Genomic DNA, 21,677 nt, shown 5'->3' with positions numbered 1-21,677 from the left:
CATCGACCTCCCGAGAGGACGAACACTGATGGCCTCCATCGAGATGAAGAACATCGTCAAGGAGTACGGCGACGGGTTCCAGGCCGTCAACGACGTGAGCCTGGACATCGCCGATGGGGAGTTCATGATCCTCGTCGGCCCCTCCGGCTGCGGGAAGTCGACGCTGCTGCGGATGATCGTCGGCCTCGAGGACATCACCAGCGGCGACATGATCATCGGCGGTAAGCGGGTCAACGACCTGGCGCCGCGCGACCGCAACCTGTCGATGGTGTTCCAGAACTACGCGCTGTACCCGCACATGACGGTGTTCGAGAACATCGCCTTCCCGCTACGGCTGGCGAAGATGCCCGATGACGAGGTGCGTCGCCGGGTGGACGAGGCCTCGGACGTGCTGGAGCTCAAGGAGCACCTGGAGCGCAAGCCTGCCAACCTCTCGGGTGGTCAGCGGCAGCGCGTCGCGATGGGCCGGGCCATCGTCCGGCAGGCCGAGGCGTTCCTCTTCGACGAGCCGCTGTCGAACCTCGACGCCAAGCTCCGCGGTCAGATGCGCACCGAGATCTCGCGGCTGCAGCGCCGGCTGGGGATCACCACCGTCTACGTCACCCACGACCAGACCGAGGCCATGACCCTCGGCGACCGGGTCTGCGTCCTGCGCAAGGGCCAGATCCAGCAGGTCGCGTCGCCGCGCGAGCTGTACGAGCAGCCGGTCAACCTCTTCGTGGCCGGATTCATCGGGTCGCCCCCGATGAACTTCCTGCCGGCGACGCCCGAGGGCAACACGCTGAAGACGCCGTTCGGGACGATCGAGCTGGACGCCGGCCGCGCCGCCAAGGTGGCCGGCCGCGAGCTGCTGCTGGTCGGCATCCGGCCGGAGTACTTCGAGGACGCCTCCTTGGTCGACGAGGCCAAGCGCCCGCTCGGCTCGACGTTCCGGGCGCGGGTCGACGTCACCGAGTGGCTGGGGGACTCGCAGTACGCCTACATCCCGTACGAGGCCCCGGAGTCGATCAAGACCCAGCTGCGCGAGCTGTCCAAGGAGCTGGACTCCGAGGAGCTGCGCACCCAGGCCATCGTCTCCATCGACGCGACCAGCCGGATCCGGGAGGGCCGGGAGGCGGAGTTCTGGCTGGACAGCCGCAAGGTGCACGTCTTCGACCCGGAGACCGGGGAGAACCTGACCCGGGACGCGGAGGCCGGGGCCGAGCTCACCCGGATGGCGGCACAGGACCGCGTCGAGCAGCTCGAGGGCTCGCAGGCGCAGGCGGGCAGTGGGCCCGAGGGCGGTGCACCCGTGCGCGGGGCGCAGGTGGGTGGGGCCACGGCGGCCTCGGCCTGAGGAAGAACCACCCTTCCCCCCACGCCTCGCAGGCTCGGCACGGGACCCTGAAGGGCGGCCGTTCCAGCACCTCACCAGGCTCGGAGATGGCGACGATGGGGTGGGACACGTGGTGGCGGAACGCCGTGGTCTACGAGGTGTACCTGCGGAGCTTCGCCGATTCCGACGGGGACGGGATCGGCGATCTCGGCGGCCTGCGCCGCCGGTTGCCCTACCTCGCCGAGCTCGGCGTCGACGCCCTGTGGATCACTCCCTGGTACCCCTCGCCCATGGCCGACGGCGGGTACGACGTCGCCGACTACTGCGACATCGATCCGCGCTTCGGCACGCTCGCGGACGCCGATGCGTTCCTCGCTGAAGCCCACGGGCTCGGGCTGCGCGTCATCACCGACCTGGTCCCCAACCACACCTCCGACCAGCACCCGTGGTTCCGTGCGGCCCTGGCCGCCGGGCCCGGCGCGCCCGAGCGGAGCAGATACTTCTTCCGCGACGGCCGGTCAGGCGGCTCCACGCCGCCCAACGACTGGATCAGCGCCTTCGGCGGCCCCGCCTGGACCCGGGTGCGCGAACCCGACGGTTCGCCGGGGCAGTGGTACCTGCACCTGTTCGCCCCGGAGCAGCCCGACCTCGACTGGGACCACCCCGGTGTCCGGGACGACTTCGACGCCATCCTGAGGTTCTGGTTCGACCGGGGGATCGACGGGATCCGGGTCGACGCCGCGCCGGCGATGGCAAAGGTGCCCGGCCTGCCCGACGCCGGCCACCGACCAGGAGCCCTGTTCGAGTCCCGCACCTGGGTGGGCAACCCGCACTGGGACGTCGACGCGGTGCACGACATCCTCCGTCGCTGGCGGCGGATCGGGGACGGCTACGAGGGCGGTCGGCTGTTCGTCACGGAAGCCGTGGTCAACGGACCCGAGCGGCTCAGCCGCTACGTGCGGCCGGACGAGATGCACACCAGTTTCAACTTCGACTACCTCGCCTGCCCGTGGGACGCGCGCCGGCTGCGCGCCGTGATCGACGCCAGCCTGGCCGCCCTCGAACCGGTAGGGGCGCCGGCCACCTGGGTGCTGTCCAGCCATGACGAGACCCGGCACGTGACCCGCTTCGGCCGCGCCCGGAGCGCGGCGGCCACCATGGGCTTCGACACCGGTGCGCCGGCCGCGGACCTGGACGTCGGGCTCCGCCGGGCCCGCGCGGCCGCGCTGCTCACCCTTGCCCTGCCCGGCTCCGCCTACGTCTACCAGGGCGAGGAGCTCGGCCTGGCCGAGGTGGAGGACCTGCCGGAGGAGGTGCTGCAGGATCCGACCTGGCAACGGTCCGGCCGCACCGCCCGGGGTCGTGACGGGTGCCGCGTCCCCCTGCCGTGGTCGGGTGACCGCCCCCCGTTCGGGTTCACCGGCGACGATGTCGACCCCTGGCTGCCGCAGCCCGCGGAGTGGGCGCGCGTCACCGTCGCCGCGCAACTGGTGGACCCGACGTCGACCCTCTCCCTTTACCGCGCGGCGCTCGACCTCCGCCAGCGCGTCCCGGGCCTGGGCAGCGGGGACTTCTCCTGGTGCCGGTCCGCCTCCGGCGTCCTCGCCTTCGACCGCGGACCGGCGTTCCGGTGTGTGGTGAACCTGTCGGACGAGCCGCTGGACCTGCGCGGTGCGGGCCGCCGACTCCTGTCCAGCGAGCCCTGCGCAGACCTGCTGCCCCCGGACACCGCGGTCTGGCTCGAACTCGGCGCCACGTAGGCAGCCTTCCCCGCGGCTATCGTCGTCGGCGGTGGCCGGGGGGGCCCCCCCCGCCCCCCCCCCCCCCCCCCCCCCCCCCCCCCCCCCCCCCCCCCCCCCCCCCCCCCCCCCCCCCCCCCCCCCCCCGCGATCCCGCCGAACCGAGGAGCCCGAGCTGTCCGAGCACGACGACCCGTCCGCCGGCTCCTCCGCCGTCGTGCCGCCCGGCCGGCCGCGCACCCGGCTGCTGCTGACGCTGGCCGCCGTCGTCCTCCTGGCCGACCTCGTGACCAAGCTCGTGGTCGTCGCGACCATCGAGCCGGGTGAGGACATCCGGCTGCTCGGTGGCGCGCTGTACCTGACCCACCTGCGCAACACCGGCGCCGCCTTCTCCTTCGCGCAGGGGGCCACGGTCGTGTTCAGCCTCATCGCGATCGTCGTGGCCGTCGTCATCGTCCGCACCGCCCGCCGGCTGCGCTCGACCGGCTGGGCCGTGGCGCTGGGGCTGGTGCTGGGCGGCGCGGTGGGCAACCTGATCGACCGCATCTTCCGCGACCCCGGCTTCCTGCGCGGCGGGGTCGTGGACTTCGTCTCGGTGTTCGGCCCGGGCGGGAGCGTGTTCCCGGCCTTCAACGTCGCCGACTCGGCGATCGTCTGCGGCGGCATCCTGGGCGCGGTGCTGGCGCTCCGGGGCATCGAGTTCGACGGCACCCGCAGCGGTGCGGAGGAGCGGCCCCGGGCCGTCTGAGGTCCGGCTCCGCCGTCCCGTCCGGCCCGACCCGCACAATGGGGGGCGTGACCAGCGCTCCCGGCCTGCACCGCGCCCTTCCGGTGCCCGACGGGCTGGAGGGGCAGCGGGTGGACCAGGCCCTGTCCCGGCTCTTCGGCCTGTCCCGCACGGCGGCGGCCGAGCTCGCCGACGCCGGCCACGTCGTCGTCGACGGCCGGGTGCGCGGCAAGGGCGACCGGCTCGCCGGGGGCAGCTGGCTGGAGGTCGAGCTGCCGCCCCCGCCGGGCGAGCCCGCGCCGCCCAGGCCGGTCGAGGGGATGACGATCCTGTTCGACGACGACGACCTGGTGGTCGTCGACAAGCCGGTGGGCGTCGCCGCGCACCCCAGCCCCGGCTGGGACGGGCCCACGGTCATCGGCGGACTGGCCGCCGCCGGGTACCGCATCTCCACGTCGGGTGCGGCCGAGCGGCAGGGTGTCGTGCACCGGCTCGACGCGGCCACCACCGGCGTGATGGTGGTCGCCAAGAGCGAGCGCGCCTACACCGCGCTCAAGGCCGCGTTCAAGGAACGGACGGTCGAGAAGGGCTACCACGCGCTCGTGCAGGGCCACCCCGACCCGTCGCGCGGCACCATCGACGCACCGATCGACCGGCACCCTCGGCACGACTGGAAGTTCGCCGTCGTGAGCGGGGGGCGGCCGTCGGTCACCCACTACGAGGTGACCGAGGCATTCGCCGCCGCCAGCCTCGTCGACATCCGGCTCGAGACGGGGCGCACCCACCAGATCCGGGTGCACTTCTCCGCCCTGCGCCACCCCTGCGTCGGGGACACCACCTACGGCGCCGACCCGACCCTCGCCGCCCGGCTGGGGGTCTCCCGCCAGTGGCTGCACGCGGTGCGGCTGGGCTTCCCGCACCCGGCCGACGGGCAGTGGATCGAGGTCACCAGCGAGTACCCGCCCGACCTCGCCGGCGCGCTGGCCCTGCTGCGCGCCGAGGCCTGACCCCGCGACGGTGACGGGTCTGCCGGTCGCGCTGGGCGACTTCGGCCCGGCGGCGTTCGCCGCGGTCGTGGTCGCCGTCTACCTGGTGGCGGGGGAGCCCGTCGTCGGGCACGTGCTGCACCGCCGGTTCGAGGGGCGGCTGCGCACCGACGCGGGCGCCCGCCGCTCGTTCTACCGGCGGCTGCTCGTGCTCGAGTGGGGGCTGGCCGCGGTCGCCGCCGTCGTCTGGCTCGCCGCTCCCGGGGTCGACGCCGCGGCCGTGGGGCTGGTCTGGCCGCGGGAGTGGCCCGGGCCGGTCACCGCGGCGGTCGTCGTCCTGGTCCTGCTGTTCGTCGTCGCCTCCACCCGCCAGCTGCGGGCCGGCGCCCTGCTGGAAGCGGCCCGACCGGCGCGGCGGGCGGGTCATTCCCCGCCCGCCCACGGCCGGCACGCCGAGCCGCCCGGGCAGTCCACCCTGGCGCTGCTGCCCCGCACCGGGGGCGAGCGGCGGCTGTTCACCCTCGTCGGCGTCACGGCGGGGGTGTGCGAGGAGTGGCTGTACCGGGGGTTCTTCCTCGCCGTGGTCGCCGCCGTGACCGGAGGCCTGCCCACCTGGCTGCTCGTGGTCGTCGCCGCGGCCGCGTTCGGCCTGGCGCACGCCTACCAGGGGCGCGCGGGCATCGTCCTGACCGGTGTGCTGGGCGGGATCATGGCCGCGTTCTACCTGGACACCGGGTCCTTGCTGCTGCCGGTGCTGCTGCACGCGCTGATCGACCTGCGCTTCCTGCTCGTGCCGGCCAGCGCCCTGCCGGCGTCGGTGCACGAACGGCGCGAGGCCCCCGGCCGCTGACCGGCCCGCTCGCCGGCGTCGCCAGAATGGAGGTCGTGCCCAGCCCCACCGCCCAGGTCGCCACCACCGCCGACTGGCCGGAGGTGGCGGCGCTGCGGAGCCGCGTGTTCGTCGAGGAGCAGGGCGTCCCGCCCGAGATCGAGCAGGACGACGCCGACGCGGTGGCCGTGCACGTGCTCAGCCGCGACGTCTCCGGCCGCGTGGTCGCCACCGGGCGGCTGCTGCTGGACGGGGCCACGGCGCGCATCGGCCGGATGGCCGCCGCGGCCGAGGTCCGGGGCAGGGGGCACGGGGCCGCCGTCCTCGCCGAGCTGCACCGGCAGGCCGTCGCGCGCGGGGCGCGGGCGGTCGAGCTGCACGCCCAGCTGCCGGCCCGCCGCTTCTACGAGCGCGCCGGGTACGCGGCCGTCGGCGAGGTCTACGAGGAGGCCGGCATCGCGCACGTCACCATGCGGCGCGCGCTGTCCTCAGCCGAATCCGGACCGCTGTGACGGATCGGTCCACTGTGAGCAGACACGTCGTGTCAGACCCTCGGCGTAGAACCGAACCAGTGCGAGGATCGACCCACCGGCCCGCCGGTGCCCGACACCCCGCATGCACTGCCGGTCTTCCCCGCCGGTCGCCCGCCGCGTGACGCCGGCCGGGCACGCACGACCCGTGAGGAGCATCCCGCACAGTGAGCAGCCCGTCCGATTCGTTCGTGCACCTGCACGTACACACCGAGTACTCGATGCTCGACGGCGCCGCGAAGCTGCCTGAGGTCACCAAGGCCGCGGCGGAGCAGGGGATGCCGGCGCTGGCCATGACCGACCACGGGAACGTGTTCGGCGCCTACGACTTCTACAAGCAGGCGCACGCGGCCGGCGTGAAGCCGATCATCGGCATGGAGGGCTACTACACGCCGGGCTCGCGGTTCGACCGGGCGCCCTTCGACTTCGGCGACAACCTCATCGACGAGGAGGGCGACGGCGGCTCCAACCGGGGGAAGGCCGCGTACACCCACATGACGCTGCTGGCCCGCAGCACGGAGGGGATGCACAACCTCTTCCGCATCTCCTCGCTGGCCAGCCTCGAGGGGCAGTACCGCAAGCCCCGGTTCGACCGGGACCTGCTGGAGCGCTACGGCAAGGGCCTCATCGCCACCACCGGCTGCCCGTCGGGCGAGGTGAACATGTGGCTGCGCGCCGGCAAGGAGGACAAGGCGCGCCAGGCGGCCGCGGACTTCCAGGACATCTTCGGGCGGGAGAACTTCTACGCCGAGCTGATGGACCACGGCCTGGCCATCGAGAAGAAGACCCGGCCCGCCCTGCTGGCGATCGCCAAGGACCTCGGCATCCCGCTGCTGGCCACCAACGACCTGCACTACACGCACAAGGAGGACGCCGAGGCCCATGACGCCCTGCTGTGCATCCAGACCGGCTCGCGGCTCAACGAGCCCAACCGCTTCAAGTTCAACGGTGACGGCTACTACCTGAAGTCCGCCGCCGAGATGCGGGCGCTGTTCACCGGCGACCTGCGGGAGGCCTGCGACAACACCCTCCTGGTCGCCGAGCAGTGCGAGGTGACGTTCACCGAGGGCGCCGACCTCATGCCCCGGTTCCCCCTGCCACCGGGGGAGGACGAGACCTCCTGGTTCGTGAAGGAGGTCGAGCGCGGCCTGCACAAGCGCTATCCGAACGGCATCCCCGACCACGTGCGCAAGCAGGCCGACTACGAGGTCGGGATCATCTGCCAGATGGGCTTCCCGGGCTACTTCCTCGTGGTCGCCGACTTCATCAACTGGGCCAAGGACAACGGCATCCGGGTGGGCCCGGGTCGTGGCTCGGCCGCGGGCTCGCTGGCGGCCTACGCCATGGGCATCACCGACCTCGACCCGCTGCAGCACGGGCTGATCTTCGAGCGGTTCCTCAACCCCGAGCGCGTCTCCATGCCCGACGTCGACATCGACTTCGACGACCGCCGCCGGGGCGAGGTGATCCAGTACGTCTCCAAGAAGTACGGCGAGGAGCGGGTCAGCCAGATCGTCACCTACGGGACGATCAAGGCGAAGGCAGCGATCAAGGACGCCGCCCGCGTGCTCGACCGGCCCTACTCGGTGGGCGACGAGCTGACCAAGCTCATGCCGCCGGACGTCATGGGCAAGGGCATCCCGCTGTCGGGGGTCTTCGACCCGGCCCACCCGCGCTACAAGGAGGCCGCGGAGTTCCGCGCCCGCTACGAGTCCGACCCCGGGGCGGCCGAGGTCGTCGACCAGGCCCGCAAGCTCGAAGGCCTGAAGCGCCAGTGGGGCGTGCACGCCGCCGGCGTCATCATCGGCCGCTACCCGCTGATCGACAGCATCCCGATCATGCGCCGCGAGGCCGACGGCGCCATCATCACGCAGTTCGACTACCCGACCTGCGAGACGCTCGGCCTGCTGAAGATGGACTTCCTGGGCCTGCGCAACCTCACCGTCATCGACGACGCCCTGCGCAACATCGTGATCAACGGCAAGGAGCCGGTCGACCTCGACGAGATCAGCAAGGACCTCACCGACCCGGCCACCTACGCCCTGCTCTCCCGCGGTGACACGCTCGGGGTCTTCCAGTTCGACGGCGGGCCGATGCGGTCGCTGCTGCGGCTCATGCGGCCGGACAACTTCGAGGACATCTCCGCCGTCGGCGCGCTCTACCGCCCGGGCCCGATGGGTGCGAACTCGCACACCAACTACGCGCTGCGCAAGAACGGCCAGCAGGAGATCACCCCGATCCACCCGGAGCTGGCCGAGCCGCTGGAGGAGATCCTCGGCCAGACCTACGGCCTGATCGTCTACCAGGAGCAGGTCATGGCAATCGCGCAGAAGGTCGCCGGCTACTCGCTCGGCAAGGCCGACCTGCTGCGCCGCGCCATGGGCAAGAAGAAGAAGTCGGTGCTGGACGCCGAGTTCGTCGGCTTCGAGGCCGGCATGAAGGCCAACGGGTTCTCCAGCGCCGCCATCAAGACCCTGTGGGACATCCTCGTCCCCTTCGCCGACTACGCGTTCAACAAGGCCCACTCCGCCGCCTACGGCCTGGTCTCGTACTGGACCGCCTACCTCAAGGCCAACTACCCGGCCGAGTACATGGCCGGCCTGCTCACCAGCGTCCAGGACGACAAGGACCGTCGGCCCATCTACCTGGCCGAGTGCCGCCGGATGGGCATCAAGGTGCTCCCGCCCGACGTCAACGAGTCCTCGTGGGACTTCACCGCGGTCGGCACCGACATCCGCTTCGGGCTGGCCTCGGTGCGCAACGTCGGCACCAACGTCGTGGAGTCCATCGTCCGGGCGCGCGAGGAGAAGGGCGCCTTCAAGGACTTCGCCGACTTCATGCGCAAGATCGACACGGTCGCCTGCAACAAGAAGGTCATCGAGTCCCTGGCCAAGGCCGGGGCCTTCGACTCGCTCGGCCACTCCCGCCAGGGCATCGTCGCCGTCCACGCCCAGGCCGTCGACTCCGCGATGGGACTCAAGCGCAAGGAGGCCGAGGGCCAGTTCGACCTGTTCGGCAGCTTCGGCGGGGATGGGGCGGCCGACGACCCGTTCGCCGGCGCCCTCGACATCACCATCCCGACCGCCGACTGGTCCAAGAGCGAGCGGCTGATGTTCGAGCGCGACATGCTCGGTCTCTACGTCTCCGACCACCCGCTGCACGGCGTCGAGCACGTGCTCGCCGCCAACGCCGACACCCCCATCGCCGAGATCAACGCGGGCGGGGTCGAGGACGGCGCCAACGTGACCATCGCGGGCATCCTCACCGCCGTCTCGCCGCGCACGAACAAGCAGGGCGCGCCGTGGGCGATCGCGACGCTGGAGGACCTCGAGTCCGGCATCGAGGTGCTGTTCTTCCCGAAGACGTGGGCCGAGGTCTCGGAGAAGGTGGTCCGCGACCAGATCGTCGTGGTCAAGGGCCGGATCAGCCGGCGCGACGACCAGCCCTCGCTGTTCGGCTCGGAGGTCATCGTCCCGGAGCTCACCGAGGGCGCGCGCGGGCCCGTGCTGGTCTCGATGGCCGCCGCCCGGTGCACCCCACCGGTCGTGGAGCGGCTGCGGGAGGTGCTGGGCAGCCACCCGGGCACCACGGAGGTGCGGCTCAAGCTGGTGAACGGCAGCAGGGAGACGGTGCTGCGGCTCGACCAGGGGCTGCGGGTGCAGCCCAGCACCGCCCTGATGGGCGACATCAAGGCACTCCTCGGCCCGACGAGCGTGGCGCTGCTCTGAAAGAGGACCCCCTGCCCCCCACCGCTCGCACGCTCGCGGCGGGCCCCTGCAGGGGGCCGGGCTCGGGAGGTTGTTCACTGGTGGGGTGAGCACCCCACCGCTGCCCGTCCAGCCCGTGCCGGGGGTGCCCCCGCACGCCTACTGGCGGGGCCGACCGGAGGTCCGGGAGGACCTGCGCGCGGGCCGCGCGCTCCTGGTCGGGCTCGTCCTCGCCGGCCTGCCCGCGGGTGCGCTCTGGTGGCTGCTGGCCCCCCGGGCGGAGTTCCAGGTGACCGAGACCGGCCCGGTCGCCGTCGGCCCGCCGGCGGCGGAGGTGCGGATCGCCGACGACACCGTGCTCGTGCTCGTGCTGCTGGGCCTGGGGCTGCTGGCCGGCGCCGCGGCGTGGCAGGTCCGCCGCGGCCGGGGGGTGGGCATGCTGGTGGTCCTCGTGGCCGGTACGTCGGCGGCGGCCGTCCTCGCCTGGCAGGTCGGGGAGCTGCTCGGGCCCTCACCCACCGAGGCCCAGCTCTCCCAGGTCGGCGCTGAGGTCACCACGGGGCTGGTGCTTGGTTCCCTGCCCGGTCTCGCCGCCGCCCCGTTCGCCGCGCTGCTCGTCTACCTGGGCTGCGCGCTGGTGGCCGCCGACGACGGCCTCGGCCGGCGCGGGGGCGGTGATCCGGGGACCGTCGCGCCGCCTCCTGTGCGCTGAGCGGACGCACCGTGCACGGTGCACAAAGGCCGTGGCCAAGTTGGTGCGCGGTGGCCGTGGGCAGGTCGGGGGATCGTTCCTAGTGTCGGCGGTCACAGGATCTGCGTGGTGCGGATCACAGCGTGCGACCACCGAGGAGACGGCGACGCATGAGCTTCGGTTACCTGCCCTGGGCGCGGCCGGCATCCTCGGGTGACGCGCCCTGCGTCCGCGACGAGGTCGTCGCCCTGACCTACGCGGAGCTCGACGTCCGGGTCGCCGCGTTCGCCGGTCAGCTCGCGGAGCACGGGTTCGGTCGCGGCGACGTCCTCGCCGTCATGCTGCCCAACCGGGTCGAGCTCCTCGTGGCGCTCTTCGCGGCGTGGCGGCTCGGCGGCGCCGCGACGCCGGTGAACCCGGTGTTCACGGCGAGCGAGGCGGACCACCAGATCGCCGACTCGGGCGCCACGCTCGTGGTGAACCTCGGGCCGGGTGCGCCGACGGCCGGCCGGCCGGCGATCGGTGTCGACGACATGCGGGTCGCCGGCTCCGGGGCGCAGCTCCCGCCGGTCGCCCTGGAGGGGCACGACCTGGCCCTGCTGATCTACACCAGCGGCTCCACCGGGCGCCCGAAGGGCGTCATGCTCGACCACGCCAACGTCGAGGCCATGTCGAGCACCATGGCCGACCACTTCTCCCTCACCGAGCGGGACCACTGCCTGCTGGTGCTCCCGCTCTTCCACGCCAACGCGCTCATGGTGAGCGCACTCGCGACGTTCCGGGCCGGCGGGCAGCTGAGCATCGTGGGCAGCTTCTCCGCGAGCCGCTTCTTCGAGCAGGTGGAGCGGCTGCGGCCGACGTACTTCTCCGCCGTCCCGACCATCTACGCGCTGCTGGCCTCGCTGCCCGACGACGTCCGCCCCGACACCTCGTCGCTGCGCTTCGTCGTCTGCGGCGCCGCTCCCGTGCCGGCGGAGCTCCTCGACCGCTGCGAGGAGCGGTTCGGGTTCCGGATGGTCGAGGGCTACGGGCTCACCGAGGGCACCTGCGCCTCGGCGTGCAACCCGGTCGACGGCGTGCGCAAGCTCGGGAGCGTCGGCCCCGCGCTGCCCGGCCAGCGCATCGAGATCCGGGGTGAGGACGGTGCCCCCGTGCCCACCGGTGCGATCGGCGAGGTCGTGATCGCGGGGCCCACCGTCATGCGCGGATACCTCGGCCGGCCCGAGGCGACGGCGGAGACGCTGGTCGACGGCTGGCTGCGCACCGGCGACGTGGGCCGGCTGGACGACGACGGCTACCTCACCATCGTCGACCGTGTGAAGGACATGATCATCCGCGGCGGGGAGAACATCTACCCCAAGGAGATCGAGGCCGTCCTCACCACCGTGCCCGGCGTCCTCGAGGCCGCGGTCGTGGGCCGACCCGACGCCGTCCTCGGGGAGTCGCCCGTGGCCTACGTGAGCCTCTACCCGGACGCCCGGGTCACCGAGGAGCACCTGCTCGAGCACTGCCGGCGCCACCTCACCCGGGTGAAGGTCCCGGAGCGGATCGAGATCGTCGACGGCCTGCCCAAGAACCCGGTGGGGAAGACCGACAAACCCGCCATCCGCCGGTCGTTGCAGCCCCAACCGGCCTGACCGACAGCTTTCCCGCGCCCTTCTGCACGTCCGCCAGCAGCGAGAGCACCCCTCTCGCTGATCACCCCTGCCCGTACGAAGGAGCAACCATGGGCTTCAAGACCGCAGACATGCCGCCGGTGGACCCGGCGCAGTTCGAATCGATGCCCTTCATGGAGCGCATGCGGATGCTCGCCACCCACTGGTGCGAGTACGGCTTCGGCGGCCCGAAGACCAACCACATGCTCTACGTCTACAAGCTCGCCTTCTACGTGTTCGGCGGGTTCGCGGTCGTCGGTCTGACGACGCCGGGACTGGGCTTCGGGGACCTCGGGGCGTGGTGGGGCGAGCCGATCGTCTACCAGAAGCTGATCATCTGGACGATCCTGTTCGAGATCACCGGGTGGGCGTCGTCCTCCGGCCCGCTGGCTTTCAAGTTCAAGCCGTTCATCGGCGGCTTCCTCTACTGGTCGAAGCGCGGCACGCTCCGGCTCCCCCCGTGGCCGGGCAAGGTCCCGTTCACCGCGGGTGACCACCGCACCGCTTTCGACGTGGGCCTGTACTTCTGCATCCTGGCCACGCTGGTGTTCCTGCTGATCGGCCCCGGGGTGCGCACCGACGCCCTGCCCGGCAGCGAGGCCGGCCTGCTGCCGCAGTGGGCGCTGCTGACCTTCGTGGCGCTCATCATCGTGATGGGGCTGCGCGACCGCGTCGTCTTCCTGGCGGCTCGCTCCGAGCAGTACATCGCGGTGCTCTTCTTCTTCGGCATCCTCGGCAACCACGTCGACATGATCATCGCGGCCAAGATCGCCATGGTCACCATCTGGATGGGCGCCGGCGTCTCGAAGTTCGGGCACCACTTCACCAACGTGGTCCCGCCGATGATGAGCAACACGCCCTGGCTGACGTCGCTGCGGTTCAAGCGGGCGCTGTACCGCGACTACCCGAACGACCTGCGGCCGTCCAAGGTCGCCTGGGCCTTCGCGCACATCGGCGGCACGGTCGTCGAGCTGGTGCTCCCGCTGGTCCTGCTGTTCTCGACCAACACCACGATCACCTGGCTCGCGATCGTCGGGATGATCGTGTTCCACATCTTCATCACCTCGACCTTCCCCCTGGCAGTGCCGCTGGAGTGGAACGTCTTCTTCATGTTCGCCACCGCGTGGCTGTTCGGCGGCTTCCCGGCCGGCGAGGGCTACGGCATCGGCGACATCAGCTCGCCGTGGCTGCTGCTGCCCATCGTCGCCGTGTTCGTGGCCTTCCCCATCCTGGGCAACCTGCGGCCGGACCTGGTGTCGTTCCTGCCGTCGATGCGGCAGTACGCCGGCAACTGGGCCTCGGCCACCTGGGCCTTCCGGGGCGACGAGGCCGAGGACAAGCTGAACCAGCACCTGGTGAAGTTCAACCCCAACCAGATCGACCAGCTCTCCGGTGCGTTCGGCAAGGAGATCGCGGAAATCTTCATGCAGAAGGCGGTGGCCTGGCGGACGATGCACAGCCAGGGCCGGGGCCTGCTGTCGCTGATGATGCGGCACCTGGACCGCATGGAGAACTACCGCATCCGGGAGGGTGAGTTCGTCTGCACCACGCTGGTCGGCTGGCAGTTCGGCGACGCCCACCTGCACAACGAGCAGACCGTCACGGCCGTGCAGAAGCGCTGCGGGTTCGAGCCGGGGGAGTGCATCGTCGTCTGGGTCGAGTCGCAGCCGATCCACCGCTCGACGCAGGAGTACAAGGTCATCGACGCGGCGCTGGGCGTGGTGGAGCGGGGCTACTGGAAGGTGAGCGACGCGGTCGCGGAGCAGCCCTGGCTGCCGAACGGCCCGATCGCGCACACGGTCACGTGGCGGAGCCCCGGCTACACCCCGGCCGGTGAGCACCCGCACCCCGTCGTCCGTGCCAGTGTGAGTGCATGACCGACGCCGTCGTGGTCGGCAGCGGGCCCAACGGGCTCGCTGCCGCCCTCACCCTCGCCGCCGCCGGCGTGCACGTCACGGTCCTGGAGGCCGCGGACACCATCGGGGGAGGGACCCGCAGCAGCGCCCTCACGCTGCCGGGTCTGGTCCACGACGAGTGCGCCGGCTTCCACCCGCTCGCCGTGGACACCCCGTTCTCCCGCGCGTTCGACCTCGGCGCGCAGGGGCTGACGTGGCGGTGGGCGGGCATCGAGTACTCCCACCCGCTGGACGGCGGCCGCGGCGCCGCCGTCCAGCGGTCGGTGGACGCGACCGCCGACCACCTGGGCGCCGACGCCGGCCGGTACCGCAGCCTCTTCGGCCCGCTGACGGAGCGCTTCGGCGACATCGCCGAGGACTTCCTGCAGCCGCTGCTGCACGTCCCGGCGCATCCCGTGAAGCTCGCGCGGTTCGGCGCCTACTCCCTGCTCCCGGCGGCGGTCCTCGCCCGGCGCTGGTCCACGGAGGAGGCGCGCGCCCTGTTCGCCGGCGTCGCCGCGCACGCCTTCCGGCCGTTGGGCTCCCCGGCGTCGTCGGCCATCGGCGTGGCCCTCGGCACCGCCGCGCACCGCTACGGCTGGCCGGTGGCCGAAGGAGGATCGGCGGCCATCAGCCGGGCGGTGTCCACCCTCCTCGCCCGGTACGGCGCGAAGGTGGAGACCGGGGTGACCGTCGGCTCGATGGCCGAGCTGGGGGAGCCGGACATCGTCATGCTGGACCTCGCGCCCCGTGCCGCGGCCCGGCTCGTCGGCGACCGGATGCCCCGGCGGGTCGCGCGCGCGCTGACCCGCTACCGGCACGGGCCGGGGTCGTTCAAGGTCGAGTTCGCCGTCCAGGGCGGCGTTCCGTGGGCCCACGAGGAGTCGCGGCGGGCCGGGACCGTCCACGTCGGGGGCACGTTCGAGGAGATCGCCGCGGCGGAGAGGGACATCACCCGCGGCCGCATGCCCGAGCGTCCCTTCGTCCTCGTCGGGCAGCAGTACGTCGCCGATCCGAGCCGCTCGGCCGGCGACGTCCACCCGCTGTACACCTACGCCCACGTGCCGGCCGGCTACACGGGGGACGCGACGCGGGCCATCGAGCAGCAGATCGAACGGTTCGCCCCCGGTTTCCTCGAGCGCGTGCTGGCCCGGCACGTGACCTCGGCCGCGGGACTGGAGGCGCACAACGCCAACTACGTCGGAGGGGACGTCGTCACCGGCGCCAACGACCCGCTGCAGCTGGTCTTCCGCCCGCGGGTGGCGCTGGACCCCTACTCCCTCGGGGTCGACGGGGTCTACCTCTGCTCGGCGGCCACACCGCCCGGCGCCGGCGCCCACGGGCTGTGCGGGTACAACGCCGCCCGGTCGGCCCTGTCGCGGGTCGCACGCTGAGCGCGGGGCAGGACGGACGTGCACGGACGGGACGGCGGCAGGAGGCGGGGATGAGCGCGGCGGCGGGGCCAGGGCACGGGGCGCCGGGCCCCGAGGGCGGCGAGCGGGTGCTCGCCCTGGTGTCGCAGGCGGGCAGGCGGCTGGACCGCCGTCAGCCCCAGATCGCCCGGGACATGACCGAGCTCATCGCCCGGCACATCAGGAGTCTGGACGTGGACCCGCAGTTCATGGAGCTGCTCCGGGCCAGCGTGGACGCCAACACCAAGACGCTCACGCACATCCTGACCAACCACATCCCGATCGAGCACCTGATGCCCACGACGGCCGCGGTCGAGTACGCCCTGCGGCTGGCCCAGCGGGAGATCCCGGCCAACTCCCTCGTCCGCGCCTACAGCATCGGCAAGGACGACTTCATCGAGCAGATGTTCCCCGACGTCCAGGCGCTCGACTGCACGGCGGAGGAGAAGTTCGAGGTCCTGCACCACATGGCCACCGTGGTCGGGCGGTACATCGACTGGATCTCCCAGTACGTCTTCGAGGCATACGAGGCCGAACGCGAACGCTGGCTGAGCACGCAGGGGACCGTGCGCGCGGCGCTCATCCACGACGTGCTGGCCGGGCAGAAGGTCGCGCCCGGGCGCTTCGAGCGCGAGACCGGCTACCGCCTGACGGCGCACCACCTCGGGATGATCATCTGGTCCGTGGACGCGGCGCCGGCGCCGGACGAGCTCCGGTTGCTCACCTCCGTCGTGTCGAAGGTCGCGACGGGAGCCGGCTGCTCGGGGCCGCCCCTGGTGACGGCGGTCGACCGAGAGACCGCCTGGGCGTGGCTGCCCTTCGCGGTCCGGCCGGGGGAGGTGGACACCACTCAGATATGCCGGCTCGTCGAGCAGGCGCGCACCTGCCGGGCCGCCCTGGGGCTCTCCGGGTCGGGTGTGGACGGCTTCCGGCGCACCCACGAACAGGCCCGGGCGGCCCGTCGGGTCGCCATGGCCTCGGGCGCCACCACGCCCGTCACGGGCTTCGGCGACGAAGGCGTTGCGATCACGTCGATGCTGGCCGGCGATCTCGACTCCGCGCGGGCGTGGATCCACGAGGTGCTCGGTCCGCTCGCGGTGGACAACGATGCGTCCCAGGTGCTGCGCGAGACGTTGCGGGTCTTCTACCTCACGGGGGAGAGCTACACCGAGACCGCAGAGATCATGCGGCTGCACCGCAACACGGTGAAGTACCGGGTGTCCCGAGCGCTGGAGCTGCGGCAGCCCGCAGCGCGGTCGCACCGGGTGGACCTGGCGGTGGCCCTGAACGCCTGCCATTTCCTGGGGTCCGCCGTGCTCGACGCCGGCGCCCGGGCCGACGCGCCGCCGGCCTGACGGGTCAGTTCACCGTCATCGGGACGGCGAACTGCTGCAGCGGCGCCGGGACCGCGCCGAGGGTCTGCAGCAGCGTCAGCTCCCGGCGCAGCAACCGGGACTCCGCGGCCAGGCGGCGGCGGGTCGCGGACTCCGCCAGCAGCGCCTGCCTGTCCTCGGTGGTCAGCAGCGCCGAGGAGGCGACCAGCCAGGACAGCGCGGTCGGGTCGTCGGACGCCGCCGCGAGCCGCACCGCGGCCTCCGCGCCGTCCCCGTGCGCGCCGGCGCCCAGCGCCGCCACCTCCGCGACGTACCGGGTGAAGAGGTCACCGACCCCGTGCGCGAGGAGGTCGAGCGATCCGCGGGCGACCGAGCTGGCGAGCTCGTCCGTCGGCGGGGCCAGCCCGGCGGAGTCGCCGGTGGCCACCTCGGCGTCCCCGGCGGCCTCCTCCGCGGCCTCCTCCTCGGCCAGCCACTCCACCTCCGCCTGCAGGTAGGGCGGGTCGTCGCCGACCACGACGTCGAGCAGCCGGAACCGCTCACCACCGACGGTCACGATGCGGAATCCGCCGTCGGACTGCGGTTGCACGCGCTGCAGCCGCGCGGTGCACCCGATGTCGTAGAGCGCCGCCGCGGGGGCCACCCGCTCGACCTCCCACCCCTGCCGGATCGCCACGACCCCGAAGAACCTGCGGTCGCCGAGCTCGGGCAGGTCCATCAGGTCGCGCATCAGGCGCCGGTAGCGGGGCTCGAAGATCTGCAGGGGCAGCACGACCCCGGGGAAGAGGGGCCGTCCCAGCGGGAACAGCGGGATCAGCTCACCCATCCGGGGAAGCGTACGGCCCCCCGGCCGCCTGCCCGTGTGGGCGCCCCGGGCCCGTCGCGGGGCGCTGGATACCCTGGGATCCGCGTCGTACCACCGATCCGACCCCGGAGGCCTCCCGTGCTGGCACGCATCGACCTGCGCGGACACGCGTTGCCCGGCGTCCGGGAGCTCACCGGGCTGCTGCCGCGCGCCGCCACCGACATCGACTCGGTGCTCGCCACCGTCCGCCCGCTCTGCGAGGACGTGCGCATCCGCGGCGCCCAGGCGGTGCGGGAGATCACCGCCCGCCTCGACGGCGTGGACGCCGAGGACTTCGCGGTGCCGCAGGAGGCGCTCGACCGCGCGCTCGCCGAGTGCGACCCGACGCTGCGGGAGGCCCTGGAGGAGGCCATCGCCCGGGTGCGGAAGGTGCACGGCGACCAGCGGCGCACCGACGTCACCACGGAGGTCGCGGCCGGCGGCACGGTCACCGAGCGCTGGCTCCCGGTCCGCCGCGTGGGGCTGTACGTGCCCGGCGGCCTGGCGCCGCTGCTGTCCAGCGTCGTGATGAACGTGGTCCCCGCGCAGATCGCCGGCGTCGAGTCGATCGCGGTGGCCTCCCCGCCGCAGCGGGACAACGGTGGCCTGCCCGACCCCGGGGTCCTGGCCGCCTGCGCGCTGCTGGGCGTCACCGAGGTCTACGCCGTCGGAGGTGCCCAGGCCATCGCCGTCTTCGGGTACGGCGCCGGCTCGTGCGAGCCGGTCGACATGGTCACCGGTCCCGGCAACGTCTACGTGACCGCCGCGAAGCGGCTGCTGCGCGGGCTGATCGGCATCGACTCCGAGGCGGGCCCCACCGAGGTCGCGATCCTCGCCGACGACACCGCCGACCCCGCCCACGTCGCCGCCGACCTGATCAGCCAGGCCGAGCACGACCCCCTGGCCGGCGCGGTGCTGGTGACCGACAGCGAGGAGCTGGCCGACGCCGTGCTGGCCCTGGTGCCCGGGCAGGTGGCCGCCACCAAGCATTCCGAGCGGATCACCACCGCGCTGGACGGCAGCCAGTCCGGCATCGTCCTGGTCGACGACCTGGACGCCGGGCTGCGGGTGGTCGACGCCTACGCCGCCGAGCACCTGGAGATCCAGACCCGCGACGCGCGTGCCGTCGCGATGCGGGTGCGGAACGCGGGCGCGATCTTCGTCGGCGCCTGGTCGCCGGTCTCCCTGGGCGACTACTGCGCCGGGTCCAACCACGTGCTGCCGACCGGCGGGTGCGCGCGGCACTCCAGCGGGTTGAGCGTGCAGTCGTTCCTGCGCGGCATCCACGTCGTCGAGTACGACGAGCAGGCGCTGGCCGACGTCGCCCGGCACATCGACGCCCTCGCCGGCGCCGAGGACCTCCCGGCGCACGCGGCCGCGGTGCGGGTCCGGCAGCGCCCGTGACGTCGCTCGAGGAGCTCCCGCTGCGGCCGGAGCTGCGCGGCCGCACGCCCTACGGCGCCCCGCAGCTGCCGGCCACCCACCGGCTCAACACCAACGAGAACCCGCACCCGCTGCCGGCCGAGCTGCTCGCCGACCTCGGCGAGGCGCTCGGGCGCGCGGCGCTGGAGCTCAACCGCTACCCCGACCGGGACGCCGTGGCGCTGCGGGCCGACCTCGCCGCCTACCTGTCCCGGACCGGCGGCCGGCCGCTGGAGCCGGCGCAGGTGTGGGCGGCCAACGGCTCCAACGAGGTGCTGCAGCAGATCCTGCAGGCGTTCGGGGGAGCGGGGCGCACTGCGCTCGGGTTCACGCCGTCGTACTCGATGCACCCGATCATCGCGGCCGGCACCGGCACGTCGTGGGTCGACGGGCACCGGGCCGCCGACTTCACGATCGACACAGAGGCCGCCGTGGCGCAGGTGCGCGAGGTTCGGCCCGACGTCGTCTTCGTGACCAGCCCGAACAACCCCACCGGCACCGCGGTCGACCTGGACACGGTGGCCGCCCTCTACGACGCCACCGACGGTGTGCTCGTCGTCGACGAGGCGTACGCGGAGTTCGCGCGGACCGGTACCCCGTCGTCGCTCACCCTGCTCCCCGGCCGGCCCCGGCTGATCGTGAGCCGGACGATGAGCAAGGCCTTCGGCATGGCGGGGCTGCGGCTGGGCTACCTGGCCGCGGACCCGGCCGTCGTGGACGCCATCCAGCTGGTGCGGCTGCCCTACCACCTGAGCTCGCTCACCCAGGCCGCCGCCCGGGCCGCGCTGGCGCACACGGATGCCCTGCTGGCGACCGTCGACGCGGTCAAGGCGCAGCGCGACCGCATCGTGGCGGCGCTGCCGGGCCTGGGGCTCACGAGCGTGCCCAGCGACGCCAACTTCGTCCTCTTCGGGCACTTCGCCGACGCGCCCGCCGCCTGGCGGGCGCTGCTGGACCGGGGGGTGCTCGTGCGGGACGTCGGTCTCCCGGGATGGCTGCGGGTGACCGCCGGTACCGCCGAGGAGACCGACGCCTTCCTCACCGCCCTGGGTGAGGTCGCGCCGGCCCACCGCACGACTCTGGGAGACTGACGCCCATGACCCGCACCGCACGCGTCGAGCGCCAGACCAGCGAGACCAAGCTCGTGGTGGAGCTCGACCTCGACGGCACCGGCAGCAGCTCGATCAGCACGGGCGTGGGCTTCTACGACCACATGCTCACCGCGCTGTCCAAGCACAGCGGCATCGACCTGACCGTGCGGGCCGACGGTGACCTGCACATCGACGCCCACCACACGGTGGAGGACGTCGCCATCGCGCTGGGGCAGGCGTTCGCCGAGGCGCTGGGCGACAAGCGGGGCATCACCCGCTACGGCGACGCCACCATCCCGATGGACGAGGTGCTCGCGCAGGCCGCGGTCGACCTCTCCGGCCGGCCGTACTTCGTGCACGCCGAGCCCGAGAACATGACGCCGATGATCGGGCCGGACTACCCGACCTCGCTGACCAAGCACGTGCTGGAGTCCTTCGCGTTCAACGCGCGGATCAGCCTGCACGTGCGGGTGCTGTACGCCGGGCGCGACGCGCACCACATCGTGGAGGCGCAGTTCAAGGCGCTGGCGCGGGCGCTGCGTGCGGCCGTCGCGATCGACCCGCGGGTCACCGACGTCCCCTCCACCAAGGGCGCCCTGTGATCCTGCGCGGCCGGCGGTGAGCTCGGGGCTGCCCCTCCTGCTGCTCGGCGGCTTCCTGCTCGGTGGTGCGTGGAGCATCTGGCGGGCGGACACCGCCGACGGCCGGCGCACCGGGCCGCAGGTCGCGTTCGCCGCCATCCTGCTGATCGCGGCCCTGCTGGCCAGCGCGGCGGGCATCCTGCGGCTCGTCTGAGCCGGCGCTGCCCGGGAACACATCGAGGGGCTCCGGCGCTGGTCGGTAGCGTGGCAGGCGTGAAGAAGGTGGCGGTCCTCGACTACGGCTCGGGCAACCTGCGTTCCGCGGAGCGCGCGCTGCAGCGGGTCGGTGCCGAGGTGACGGTGACCTCCGACGCGCGGACCGCGCTGGACGCCGACGGCCTGGTCGTGCCCGGGGTGGGCGCGTTTGCCGCCTGCATGGCGGGCCTGGACGCCGTCGACGGCCGCCGGATCATCGGCCGCCGGCTCGCCGGGGGCCGGCCGGTGCTCGGCATCTGCGTCGGCATGCAGATCCTCTTCGAGCGCGGCGTGGAGCACGGCGTGGACGCCGAGGGCTGCGGCGAGTGGCCCGGCGTCGTCGAGCCGCTCGAGGCGCCGGTGCTGCCGCACATGGGCTGGAACACCGTCCAGGCGCCGCAGGACAGCGTGCTGTTCGCGGGGCTCGCGGACCAGCGCTTCTACTTCGTGCACTCCTACGGGGTGCGCACCTTCCCGCTGGGCCAGGACGGCGTGCCCTCCCCGCTGGCGCCGCCGTTGGTCACCTGGGCCGAGCACGGCGACCGGTTCGTCGCCGGTGTGGAGAACGCCGCGCTGTCGGCCACCCAGTTCCACCCCGAGAAGAGCGGCGACGCCGGCGCGCAGCTGCTCACCAACTGGCTCGGCACGCTGAACTGAGGCGCGC

At 72.9% G+C, this 21,677-nt stretch carries 18 protein-coding genes; 17 read left to right on the top strand and 1 reads right to left on the bottom strand.

The annotated features are described in order from the left end of the window. The first annotated feature begins 28 nt into the window (after positions 1-28). The 12 genes from ACI8AP_RS07620 to ACI8AP_RS07565 all read left to right on the top strand — a co-directional run bounded on the left by ACI8AP_RS07620 (position 29) and on the right by ACI8AP_RS07565 (position 16,841). Complete coding sequence (locus ACI8AP_RS07620; RefSeq protein WP_456588741.1) at positions 29-1,336, top strand: ABC transporter ATP-binding protein; 1,308 nt, start codon at positions 29-31, stop codon at positions 1,334-1,336. Between the two features lie 86 nt (positions 1,337-1,422). Next, positions 1,423-3,075, top strand: a complete 1,653-nt coding sequence (locus ACI8AP_RS07615) for a glycoside hydrolase family 13 protein (protein WP_456588740.1) — start codon at positions 1,423-1,425, stop codon at positions 3,073-3,075. Between the two features lie 196 nt (positions 3,076-3,271). Then, positions 3,272-3,802, top strand: a complete 531-nt coding sequence (gene lspA, locus ACI8AP_RS07610) for a signal peptidase II (RefSeq protein ID WP_456588739.1) — start codon at positions 3,272-3,274, stop codon at positions 3,800-3,802. A gap of 38 nt (positions 3,803-3,840) precedes the next feature. Beyond that, a complete protein-coding gene (locus tag ACI8AP_RS07605; protein ID WP_456588738.1) occupies positions 3,841-4,788 on the top strand; it encodes an RluA family pseudouridine synthase in 948 nt (315 codons plus the stop codon). 10 nt (positions 4,789-4,798) lie between these two features. Next, on the top strand, positions 4,799-5,617 hold the full coding sequence (locus ACI8AP_RS07600) for a CPBP family intramembrane glutamic endopeptidase (protein WP_456588737.1): 819 nt from the start codon (positions 4,799-4,801) through the stop codon (positions 5,615-5,617). Between the two features lie 35 nt (positions 5,618-5,652). Continuing rightward, on the top strand, positions 5,653-6,108 hold the full coding sequence (locus ACI8AP_RS07595; RefSeq protein ID WP_456588736.1) for a GNAT family N-acetyltransferase: 456 nt from the start codon (positions 5,653-5,655) through the stop codon (positions 6,106-6,108). Positions 6,109-6,293: 185 nt separating this feature from the next. Further along, positions 6,294-9,854: a DNA polymerase III subunit alpha gene (gene dnaE / locus ACI8AP_RS07590; protein WP_456588735.1), complete on the top strand. Its 3,561-nt coding sequence runs from the start codon at positions 6,294-6,296 to the stop codon at positions 9,852-9,854. Between the two features lie 85 nt (positions 9,855-9,939). Continuing rightward, the gene (locus ACI8AP_RS07585; RefSeq protein ID WP_456588734.1) at positions 9,940-10,545 is read left to right on the top strand and encodes a DUF2567 domain-containing protein; all 606 of its coding nucleotides are present in this window, start codon (positions 9,940-9,942) and stop codon (positions 10,543-10,545) included. A 149-nt stretch (positions 10,546-10,694) separates the two neighbouring features. Beyond that, positions 10,695-12,161, top strand: coding sequence for a class I adenylate-forming enzyme family protein (locus tag ACI8AP_RS07580; protein WP_456588733.1), 1,467 nt, complete (start codon positions 10,695-10,697; stop codon positions 12,159-12,161). A gap of 89 nt (positions 12,162-12,250) precedes the next feature. After that, positions 12,251-14,056 carry a DUF3556 domain-containing protein gene (locus ACI8AP_RS07575; protein ID WP_456588732.1) on the top strand — a complete coding sequence of 602 codons (1,806 nt, stop codon included), beginning with the start codon at positions 12,251-12,253 and terminating at the stop codon, positions 14,054-14,056. Further along, complete coding sequence (locus tag ACI8AP_RS07570) at positions 14,053-15,468, top strand: phytoene desaturase family protein (protein WP_456588731.1); 1,416 nt, start codon at positions 14,053-14,055, stop codon at positions 15,466-15,468. Before ACI8AP_RS07575 ends, ACI8AP_RS07570 begins: the two co-directional genes overlap by 4 nt. Positions 15,469-15,518: 50 nt before the next feature. Next, on the top strand, positions 15,519-16,841 hold the full coding sequence (locus ACI8AP_RS07565; protein ID WP_456588730.1) for a PucR family transcriptional regulator: 1,323 nt from the start codon (positions 15,519-15,521) through the stop codon (positions 16,839-16,841). Positions 16,842-16,845: 4 nt separating this feature from the next. On the opposite strand, the gene ACI8AP_RS07560 is transcribed toward ACI8AP_RS07565, so the two are convergent. Further along, a complete protein-coding gene (locus tag ACI8AP_RS07560) occupies positions 16,846-17,646 on the bottom strand; it encodes an LON peptidase substrate-binding domain-containing protein (protein WP_456588729.1) in 801 nt (266 codons plus the stop codon). Between the two features lie 117 nt (positions 17,647-17,763). On the opposite strand from ACI8AP_RS07560, the gene hisD reads away from it, so the two are divergent. From hisD to hisH, 5 genes are read left to right on the top strand one after another with little or no spacing between them, the layout of a single operon-like run. Continuing rightward, complete coding sequence (hisD, locus tag ACI8AP_RS07555) at positions 17,764-19,068, top strand: histidinol dehydrogenase (protein ID WP_456588728.1); 1,305 nt, start codon at positions 17,764-17,766, stop codon at positions 19,066-19,068. Next, the gene (locus tag ACI8AP_RS07550) at positions 19,065-20,177 is read left to right on the top strand and encodes a histidinol-phosphate transaminase (RefSeq protein WP_456588727.1); all 1,113 of its coding nucleotides are present in this window, start codon (positions 19,065-19,067) and stop codon (positions 20,175-20,177) included. The genes hisD and ACI8AP_RS07550 overlap by 4 nt, the downstream gene beginning before the upstream one ends. A gap of 5 nt (positions 20,178-20,182) precedes the next feature. Beyond that, a complete protein-coding gene (gene hisB, locus ACI8AP_RS07545; protein ID WP_456588726.1) occupies positions 20,183-20,779 on the top strand; it encodes an imidazoleglycerol-phosphate dehydratase HisB in 597 nt (198 codons plus the stop codon). A 16-nt stretch (positions 20,780-20,795) separates the two neighbouring features. Continuing rightward, a complete protein-coding gene (locus ACI8AP_RS07540) occupies positions 20,796-20,972 on the top strand; it encodes a hypothetical protein (RefSeq protein ID WP_456588725.1) in 177 nt (58 codons plus the stop codon). Positions 20,973-21,031: 59 nt separating this feature from the next. Then, positions 21,032-21,670 carry an imidazole glycerol phosphate synthase subunit HisH gene (gene hisH, locus ACI8AP_RS07535; RefSeq protein WP_456588724.1) on the top strand — a complete coding sequence of 213 codons (639 nt, stop codon included), beginning with the start codon at positions 21,032-21,034 and terminating at the stop codon, positions 21,668-21,670. The last annotated feature ends 7 nt before the right edge of the window (positions 21,671-21,677 follow it).

Source organism: Blastococcus sp. SYSU DS1021, assembly GCF_054050995.1.
Note: the sequence above shows the minus strand (reverse complement) of the source record. Positions and strands in the feature narration are given on the sequence as shown.

Excerpts from the sequence above, each read along its gene's own strand:
- ACI8AP_RS07620 (WP_456588741.1), top strand. The coding sequence starts at position 29 with ATGGCCTCCATCGAGATGAAGAACATCGTCAAGGAGTACGGCGACGGG.
- ACI8AP_RS07615 (WP_456588740.1), top strand. The coding sequence starts at position 1,423 with ATGGCGACGATGGGGTGGGACACGTGGTGGCGGAACGCCGTGGTCTAC.
- ACI8AP_RS07605 (WP_456588738.1), top strand. The coding sequence starts at position 3,841 with ATGGGGGGCGTGACCAGCGCTCCCGGCCTGCACCGCGCCCTTCCGGTG.
- ACI8AP_RS07580 (WP_456588733.1), top strand. The coding sequence starts at position 10,695 with ATGAGCTTCGGTTACCTGCCCTGGGCGCGGCCGGCATCCTCGGGTGAC.
- ACI8AP_RS07575 (WP_456588732.1), top strand. The coding sequence starts at position 12,251 with ATGGGCTTCAAGACCGCAGACATGCCGCCGGTGGACCCGGCGCAGTTC.
- ACI8AP_RS07570 (WP_456588731.1), top strand. The coding sequence starts at position 14,053 with ATGACCGACGCCGTCGTGGTCGGCAGCGGGCCCAACGGGCTCGCTGCC.
- ACI8AP_RS07565 (WP_456588730.1), top strand. The coding sequence starts at position 15,519 with ATGAGCGCGGCGGCGGGGCCAGGGCACGGGGCGCCGGGCCCCGAGGGC.
- ACI8AP_RS07560 (WP_456588729.1), bottom strand. The coding sequence starts at position 17,646 with ATGGGTGAGCTGATCCCGCTGTTCCCGCTGGGACGGCCCCTCTTCCCC.
- hisB (WP_456588726.1), top strand. The coding sequence starts at position 20,183 with ATGACCCGCACCGCACGCGTCGAGCGCCAGACCAGCGAGACCAAGCTC.